The following is an 8,461-nucleotide window of genomic DNA, read 5'->3' as shown; positions in this document are numbered from 1 at the left end:
CTGGTGGTTCTCGTCGTCGGCACCCCGGCGCTGGAGGTGCCCCTGGAGTCGGCCGTGCGCGCGATGGCCCGGCGCGGGTTCGTCGTCTCGCGGCTCACCGTGGTCCGGCCGGCGGGTCGGGGTCCGCTCGTCCTGTCGGCGGCATGCGGGCAGCCCGACCGCTCGGCGGTCGTCGAGTTGTACGGCCCGCACCAGCGCAGCGGCGGGACGCTGCGCCAGCTGTGGATCAAGCTGCGGCTACGCGATACCGAGACCGGCCCGCTGGTGACCTCCATGCGCCGCGCCGTCGAGCATCGCGCGCTGATGACGATCGCCATCGGCGAGGTCGATCTCGCCAACACGTCGACGATCGCCGTCGCCACCCTGGACCGGGGCTGGATTCTGTATTCGCACCAGCCACCCCGCGGCCTGCCCCTGACCCGGTGCGCGCAGTCGACGCCGGTGGACCGGGTGTGGCGATCGCTGCGGGTCCTCAACGGCCAGCAGATCGCGCACGGGGACCTGCGCGGCAACGAGATCACCGTCGACGACGACGCCGTGCTCTTCGGCGGCTTCCACAGCGCCGAATACGGCGCCACCGACGCCCAACTCCAATCCGACATCGCCCAGCTCCTGGTGACCACCTCGGCCCTGTACGACCCCAAGTCGGCGGTGGCCGCCGCGATCGACGCCTTCGACCGGGACACCGTGCTGACCGCGTCGCGCCGCCTGACGAAAGTGGCCGTGCCCCGGCCCATTCGGAGGTCGATCCAGGATGCGGGCACCGTCATCTCCGCCGCCCGCGCGGAGGTCAAGCGTCAGACCGGCGCCGACCAGATCAAACCCGAGACCATCACCCGGTTCACCCGCAGCCAGCTCATCCAGCTGGTGCTGTTCGGCGCGCTCGTCTACGTCGCGTACCCCTTCATCAGCACCGCGCCCACGTTCCTGTCGCAGCTGCGGACCGCGCACTGGTGGTGGGCGCTGCTGGGTCTGGCGGTGTCGGCGCTGACCTACGTCGGGGCGGCCGCCGCGCTGTGGGCGTCCGCGGACGAGACGGTGAGCTTCTGGAAGCTGTCAATCGCGCAGGTGGCCAACACGTTTGCCGCCACGACGACGCCCGCCGGGGTCGGCGGGCTGGCGCTCAGCACGCGGTACCTGCAGAAGGGCGGCGGCCTGTCCGCCATGCGGGCCACCACGGCGGTGGCCCTGCAGCAGTCCGTGCAGGTGATCATGCACCTGCTGTTGCTGATCCTGTTCAGCACGGTCGCGGGCGCGTCGATGAACCTCTCGCACTTCGTCCCCACCGCCACGGTCCTGTACCTGATCGCGGGCGTGGCACTGGGGATTATCGGCACCTTCTTGTTCGTGCCGAAGCTGCGCCGCTGGCTGGCGACCGACGTGCGCCCCAAGCTCAAGGAGGTGACAACCGACCTCGTCGAGGTGGCCCGAGAGCCGCAGCGCTTGGGGCTGATCGTACTCGGTTGTGCCGGAACGACTCTCGGTGCCGCACTGGCGCTGTGGACCAGCGTCGAGGCGTTCGGCGGCGGCGCTTCGTTCGTCACCGTCACGGTGGTCACCATGGTCGGCGGGACGCTGGCCTCCGCCGCGCCGACACCCGGGGGCGTCGGGGCCGTCGAGGCGGCGCTGATCGGTGGGCTGGCCGCCTTCGGCGTCCCGCCGGCGGTCGGCCTACCGTCGGTCCTGTTGTACCGGGTGCTCACCTGCTGGCTGCCCGTGTTCGCCGGCTGGCCGGTGATGCGGTGGTTGACCCGGAACGAGATGATCTGAGGTCCGCTACGGGATCACTCGGACGGGGACTGCACCACCACGAGAATGGTTGACGTGCGGGAGCTTTGGCCGACGGTCGAGGTCAAGTACGCCAGGTAGTACTCGTCGGACACCGACCGTGCCACGGTGATGGGTACGTCGATGCTCGCCGACCCGTCCGGGGAGAACTGGCCGGTCGAGGGCGTCACCGTGATGCCGCCGTCCGAGCCGGTGCCGGTGACGGTGTAGCCGCCGGCATCGCCGACCATCCGCTGAGCGTCGAGCCTGACCGTGCCCGTGCTGCCCGGGGCGATCGTGACGATCGGGTTCGGGACGTTGACGGTCACCGCCGAACTGCCGGCACCGAACGACGGCGGGGCCGAGGAATCACCCGTGCCCCAGCTCCGGTCCGGATAGGCGGCGAGCGTGAAACTCAGCTCCCCGCCGGTGCGGATGAACGACTCGGGCAACCACGTGCGGTCGGTGGCCTGCCCGTCGACGCGCAGGCCGCTGACGTACTTGAGGTGGCGCGGTCCGGACGCGCCGGGCGCCGAGATCCGAATGGTTTTGCCGCCGGGGAGCGCGATCGCGACGCGATCGAAGAGCGGCGCCGCCACGGTCAGGATCGGCGTTCCCGGCGTGCTCGGATACAGTCCCAGGGCCGCCCACACGTACCAGCTGGCCATCGCCCCCAGATCGTCGTTGCCCGGTTCCCCGTCGGCCGTGGGGCCGAACAGCCCGCGCACCCGGTCGACCGTGCGCTGCGCCTTCCACGGCTGACCGATGTAGTTGTACAGCCACGGCACCCCGAAACCGGGTTCGTTACCGGCCCACAGGTAGGGCTCGTTGGGGCCGACGTTCAGCTTCCTGGTGAAGCCGTCCAGCCGCCCGGCCACCGCCTGGCGACCGCCGAGCGCGGTCACCAGGCCGGCCACGTTCTGCGGCACCCACCAGACGTACTGCGCGGCGTTGCCCTCGTCGAATCCGACCTGGCCGAAATCGGAGGGCGAGACCACGAACGCGGGACCGGCGCGGAAAAAGCTGGGCCAGCTGCGGGGCGAGATGTAGCGGGTGGTCGGGTTGAACAGGTTCTGCCAGTACTGCGACCGCCGCTGGAATTCGGTGGCGGTCGCTGTGTCGCCGAGCGAATCGGCCAACCGCGAGATGGCGAAGTCGTCCACCGACCACTCGAGCGTGATCGACGCGGCGGCGATCCAGCCGTCGGTGCGGAACTCGAAGGAGAACGGCGCATAGCCGAATTGCTGGTATGTCTCGATCCCCGGTCGCTCGACGTAACCGCCCAGCCCCACACCGCCTTTCGTCGCCGCGTTCACCATGTAGCGCAAGGCCGTCCGGGTGTCGAAGCCCTCGGCGCCGAAGGCATGGAGGTTCACGATCAGCGGCACCACGTTGTCGCCGCTCATCTCCGCGGTCGCGGCGTTGGCCAGTGCCCAGCGCGGCAGCGCTCCGCTTTGCTCGGCGTCGTTCACCAGCGATTGGGCCATATCGCCGGCCCGGTCCGGAAAGAGGAGCGCCTGCAACGGGGCCAGACATCGATAGGTGTCCCAGTCGGAGAAGTTGGCGTACTGGGTGTGCCCGGCAGCCACGGCGTGCACCGCGCCGTCGAACCCGATGTAGCGTCCGTCCGCGTCGTTGAAGGTGTTGGGGTGCAACAACGATCGATACAGGGAGGTGTAGAACGTTTCCAGGTCACCGGCGTTGTGGCCGGCGACCGAGATGCGTGACAGCGTGGCGTTCCACGTCCTCGACGCGGCGCGGCGCACGTCGTTGAAGCCGGCGGTGCCCTCGGCCTCCAGGTTGGCCCGCGCCCCGTCGATGCCGACGTAGGAGATCGCGGTCCGTACCTCGAGCTCGGCCCCGGCCGGGAACTCCACGAATCCGCCGCTGTAGGGCGAATTCGCGCTGCGGGCACCGGGATACACCGCATTGCCGTCCCATGCGCCGTAGGAAATGAATGGCTGGCTGAACTTCATGGCGAAATAGACGGTGTAGGTGTTGTTCTTGCCGCAGAACCCGCCGCTGGTGGCCCAACCGGTGATGGTGGTGTTGTCCTCGCCGATCTGGATGGTCGCGCGGGAGTTGCCCGCCAGCGACGCTCCGGAACGCACGTGCAGCAGCGCGGGGCGGCCGTTGCGGGGATAGCTGAATCGGCCGACGCCCGTGCGCGTGGTGGCGGTCAGTTCCGCCTTCACCCCGGTGCCCGGGAATCGCACCGTGTAGTAGCCCGGCACGCCCCGTTCGGTGTGGTCGTGGGCGATCCGTTCCCAGGCTTTCCAGGGCTGCGAGCCAATTGCATTGGTGGTGGGCAACATCGAGATGTCGCCGAACGCGGCGCAGCCCACGGAGGCGTGGGTCATGCTGAACCCGGTCGAGCGCGGGTTGCCGTAGTTGTAGCCGGCGTAATTGCCGACGGTGTCCGGCGAGTACTGCACCATTCCGAACGGCACGGCGGCGCCGGGGAAGTTGTTGATCTCCCCCACGGTTTGGCCACCGGTTCCGGTGCCGATCAGCGTGGCGACGTGCTCGACGGGATCGGTCACGAATCCGGGTTCACCGTCGTAGGCGATGGGCGGGGCCGCGGCGACGAACGCCATGAAGACGACCGACGCCGCCAGGAACGCGACGAGGGCCCTGCGTGACCGCATACCTGTCTCCTACTGGACGACGGTGTATTTGGTGGCCGTTTTTCGACAACGAATTGGATAACGATTTGCGGACCCGCCGGGGCCGGGCAGAAAACGGTGGTGATTCCGGGCCAGGGCACCGTCTCAGTGCTTCAGCTCAACGCCGAGGCCCGCAGGCCGATGAAGGCCCATTGATGGACGCGGCCAACGTCATCGACGACCAGACCACCATGACGGCCGGACCGAGCAAGGTGGCGCTAGGCAGCGCAACCGGTTGGCTTTACGGTGAACCACATGGCAGAGCAGTCACATGCGATAGACGCCGGGCACCCGCCGTCGATGCTGCTGCGCTTGGTCAACCCGATGCTGGGATTGCTGCTGCGCACGCCGCTGGCCGGCCCCGCCCGCAAGCAGCTGATGGTGCTGAGCTTCACCGGGCGAAAAACGGGCCGGTCGTTCACGATTCCGGTGAGCGCCCACGCCATCGACGGTCAGCTCTACGCGCTGACCGGGGCCCCGTGGAAGCAGAACTTCCGGGGCGGCGCGCCGGCCCGGGTGGTCTACGACGGCGAGACGACCCCGATGCGCGGGGAGCTCGTCTCGGACCGCGCTGTGGTGGCCGACCTCTTCCTGCGCTGCGCCGAGTCCTACGGCGTCCAGCGCGCCCAACGCATGATCGGACTGAAGTTCCGCGACAACCGCATGCCGACGCGCGAAGAGTTCGCCGAGGCGGTCGACCGGATGCACTTGGGAGCGGTGCGCCTGGCCCCCGGCGGCTAACGACCGCTACTCGGTAGAGCCGGCCGCGCGCAGGTGGGCGGCGAGCAGGCTCTGGTCGAACCGTGAGCGCGGCCCGACGACCTCCTTGGCCAGCTCGGGGAAGTCTTTCGCGATCTGTTCGGCGAGCGCGCCCAGCTTCATGTTGCGCACCTGGGACAACGACTTGAGCAGGTTGAACGCCGCGGCCTCGTCGACGCCGTAGACCAGCATCAACATCCCTTTGGTTCGCTCGATGGCGCCGCGACGGTCGGCGATCTCGGCGACCTGTGCGCTGATGGCCTCCTCGCGCTTGCGGCTCGACGTCGACGTGACGTCGACATAGAAGCCATGGGTGCCGATGACCTCACCGCTGTCGTCGCAGAATTGGTCACCCACCACGACCGCGTCGTGGGTGTTGCCGCGGGTGTCGACGATGCGGTGCCGGGTGCTGAACGGGCGGCGACGCTTGATCATGTCGTCGATGCCTTCGGCCACCCTGGCCCGATCGTCGGGGTGCTTGTGGGACAGCACCAGCTCGGTAGTCGGGGTCACCGTTCCCGGCTCGTAGCCGTGCATGCGGTGCACCTGGTCGGACCATTCCCAGCGTTGATCCTCGAAGTAGAAGCGGAACCAGCCCGCCCGCTGCGGGGCGCCTCCCACGAGCGCCCGCTCAACCGCCGCCGTCTGGCCGTCTAGATCCCACGCCACGACACACGCTCCGGGCGGGACGTCAACGCCCAATTCTCGAGCGACGCCTGCCGGATGGCGTCGCTTTCCTGCAGCCGCAGCTCCGACACGCGGCACAGTTCGCGCGATCGGTCGACCTGCCGCCGCGCGCGTTGCATGGCATCGGCCACCGAACGCTGCAGCGACCCGTCGACGTCGGCGGGGGTGTCGCGGGTCGTCCGGGCGCTGCGCCGAAGGGTCTCCCGCAGCTCGGTGGTGCGGCGCGCCGAGCGGGCGCGATGAGCCCGTTGCCGACAAGCCGACGAGCAGTAGAGGGCGTCGGACCGGGCCGAGAACCCCGCCCCGCACGCCGCGCATGTCATCCCCCGCACATCCGTTACGGTACAGCTGACGTCGGCGCGCTAGACCTCGGGAATTGCGAGCCGCCAGGCGGTCAACCGAGCTGGTCGCGCAGGCTTTGTACGCGGCGGACAAGCTTCGCGTAATGCGACCCGGGCCAGTAGATCCGCCCGCATTCCGCGCACCGGCTGAACTCCTCGAAGTGCTCGCGCGTCAGCGGCTCCAGCTGATCGATCACCTCGTCCTTGCTCACCGGGGCCAGCGTGCCGTTGCAGCGCACGCAGCGGGTGAGGGGGGCCAACCGGCGTCCCAGGTCCAGCCGGCGCAGGACGTCGAGCGCCTGCTCCTCGGGATCGTCGGAGCGCACGAACAGGGCATGCGTGACGGCGCGGCGCTTGAGCAGGCCGCGATCGCGGGTCAGCAGGATCCGGTGCTGTGCGACGCTCACGTCGGCCAGCGTCTTGTCGTCGGCGTCGTTCGACCACCACGCGTCCAACCCGAGCAGGCGCAGCAGCCACGCCAGCCGGCCGAGGTTGACGTCGACGACGAACCGCGGATCGCGCAACGGAACCGGCCGCAGCCGGGCGGTGTCCCCCACGTCGAGCGCCTCGAAGGCCGGGTAGGCGGCGATGCGGTCGCCAAAACCCGGGCGGTAGGCGAAGTCCCTCGGTGATCCGTTCACCAGGATGAGGTCGACCTCGGTGTGGGGTATCCCCATCGCCTCCAGGACGTCCTTGACGGTCTGGTGTGGCCGGAACGGGCGGCGCACCGTCGTCCCCCGCGACTCGGCCGCCAGGAAGTCGTTGAGTTCGGCGTACACCCGAACTTCGACGTGGCCGGTCGGCTCGTTCACCCACACGGTCCCGCGCCGGCGGCGGCGCGGGTTCGGGTGATGACCGGCTGCGCGAAACCGGCGGCGCCCACCGCGCGTCGCACCGCCTCGTCGACCGCGCCAATCCGGTCGACCGGCACCAGCGCAATCACACAGCCCCCGAACCCTCCGCCGGTCATCCGCGCGCCCAACGCGCCCGCGCGCACCGCGGTGTCGGCGATCAGGTCGATGTGGTCGGTGGTGATCTCGAAATCGTCGCGCATCGACGCGTGCGAGGCGCTGAAGATCCGCCCCGCTTCAACGAAATCCGAATCACCCAGTGCTGCAACGCAATCCATGACCCGCTGGTTTTCGGTCAGCACGTGGCGGGCCCGGCGGGCGTCGACCGGGTCACGCACCGCTGCCACCGCGGAAGGCCCGCGGTCCTGGATTTCGCGCAGCGACGACGCCCCGAGGTCCGCGGCCGCCCGCTCGCACGACGCCCGGCGCGCGGCGTAGTCGCCGCCGGCGTGACTATGGAGGGCCCGGGAATCGATCAGCAGCAGCGCGACGCCGGCGGCATCCGGGTCGAAGGCCACCGGCGCGACCGTGAGATCGCGAAAGTCGATCAGCAGCGCCGTCGCCGGCCGGCCGAACAGCGCGGCCAGCTGGTCGAGCAGACCCGTTGGGGCGCCGACGTAGTCGTTCTCGGCGCGCTGGGCCAGGCGCGCCTGCTCCTTCGGGTCGATGCGCACGCCGGCGGCCGCCGCGATCGCGCCCAGCGCCGCGCACTCTAGCGCCGCCGACGACGAGAGGCCCGACCCGATCGGGACGTCGCTGGTGATCCGCATCGCGCCGCCGGGCACCGGGTGGCCGGCCTCTCGCAGCGCCCAGATCACCCCGGCCACGTAGGCGGCCCAGCCGGACACGCCGCCGGGAGCGGTGTCCCGCGGAATGCGCACCGGCCCGTCCGCGCGGTCACTGGCCACCGTGATGGCGTCGCCGCGGTCGGGGGTGAACGCCGCCACCGTGCGCTGCGGCAGCGCGATGGGCAGCGCGAACCCCAGGTTGTAGTCGGTGTGCTCGCCGATCAGGTTGATCCGCCCGGGCGCGGCATAGCGGACCGTCATCCCAGCTCGCGCAGTCGCTCGGCCACGCTTTCGGGCGTCACATCGCTGATGAACGCTTCCATCGCGGACTCGGACCCCGCCAGGTATTTGAGCTTGGTGGCGCTGCGCCGGACCGACATCAACTCGACGTGGAAGTAGCCGTCGGCCTGGGGGCCGGTCTCGGCGTACTGGTGCAGCGCCGAGATATAGGGCAGCGCTGAAGAATACATTCGGTCGAACCGCCCCAACACGTCGAGATAGACGCGCGCGAACGCATCCAGCTCGTCCACGTCGAGTTCGGTGATGTTGCGCACCAACCTGTTCGGGTAGATGTGCACCTCGACCGGCCAGCGCGCGGCGAA

7 protein-coding genes and 1 pseudogene are annotated in these 8,461 nt (G+C 69.7%); 2 read left to right on the top strand and 6 right to left on the bottom strand.

Annotated features, from left to right (window positions below; genetic code table 11):
• Positions 1-1,770: lysylphosphatidylglycerol synthase transmembrane domain-containing protein (locus tag A5692_RS13970; RefSeq protein WP_068056887.1), on the top strand; the 1,770-nt coding region annotated here is incomplete at its 5' end.
• 14 nt (positions 1,771-1,784) lie between these two features.
• On the opposite strand, the gene A5692_RS13965 is transcribed toward A5692_RS13970, so the two are convergent.
• Positions 1,785-4,415, bottom strand: coding sequence for a GH92 family glycosyl hydrolase (locus A5692_RS13965; RefSeq protein WP_068056886.1), 2,631 nt, complete (start codon positions 4,413-4,415; stop codon positions 1,785-1,787).
• Positions 4,416-4,688: 273 nt separating this feature from the next.
• On the opposite strand from A5692_RS13965, the gene A5692_RS13960 reads away from it, so the two are divergent.
• Positions 4,689-5,174 (top strand): hypothetical protein, encoded by a 486-nt coding sequence (locus A5692_RS13960; protein ID WP_068056885.1) that lies wholly within the window; start codon positions 4,689-4,691, stop codon positions 5,172-5,174.
• Between the two features lie 6 nt (positions 5,175-5,180).
• Here A5692_RS13960 and A5692_RS13955 read toward each other — a convergent pair whose 3' ends face one another.
• The 5 genes and pseudogenes from A5692_RS13955 to A5692_RS13935 form a co-directional block, all read right to left on the bottom strand.
• On the bottom strand, positions 5,181-5,861 hold the full coding sequence (locus A5692_RS13955) for a PAS and ANTAR domain-containing protein (RefSeq protein WP_068056884.1): 681 nt from the start codon (positions 5,859-5,861) through the stop codon (positions 5,181-5,183).
• Entirely contained in the window at positions 5,846-6,211 is a 366-nt protein-coding gene (locus tag A5692_RS13950) for a hypothetical protein (protein WP_156766079.1), read from the bottom strand. The genes A5692_RS13955 and A5692_RS13950 overlap by 16 nt, the downstream gene beginning before the upstream one ends.
• A gap of 62 nt (positions 6,212-6,273) precedes the next feature.
• The gene (locus A5692_RS13945; RefSeq protein ID WP_082962693.1) at positions 6,274-7,032 is read right to left on the bottom strand and encodes a Mut7-C RNAse domain-containing protein; all 759 of its coding nucleotides are present in this window, start codon (positions 7,030-7,032) and stop codon (positions 6,274-6,276) included.
• A complete protein-coding gene (locus tag A5692_RS13940) occupies positions 7,029-8,120 on the bottom strand; it encodes a galactokinase (RefSeq protein ID WP_068056881.1) in 1,092 nt (363 codons plus the stop codon). Before A5692_RS13940 ends, A5692_RS13945 begins: the two co-directional genes overlap by 4 nt.
• Positions 8,117-8,461, bottom strand: a pseudogene (locus tag A5692_RS13935) (galactose-1-phosphate uridylyltransferase); the annotation flags it as partial. The gene A5692_RS13940 and the pseudogene A5692_RS13935, both read right to left, overlap by 4 nt.

The sequence above is a fragment of the Mycobacterium sp. E342 genome (assembly GCF_001667665.1).
Taxonomy (GTDB): Bacteria; Actinomycetota; Actinomycetes; order Mycobacteriales; family Mycobacteriaceae; genus Mycobacterium.
The sequence above is the reverse complement of the archived record's forward strand: the minus strand, read 5'-3'. Positions and strand labels throughout refer to the sequence as shown.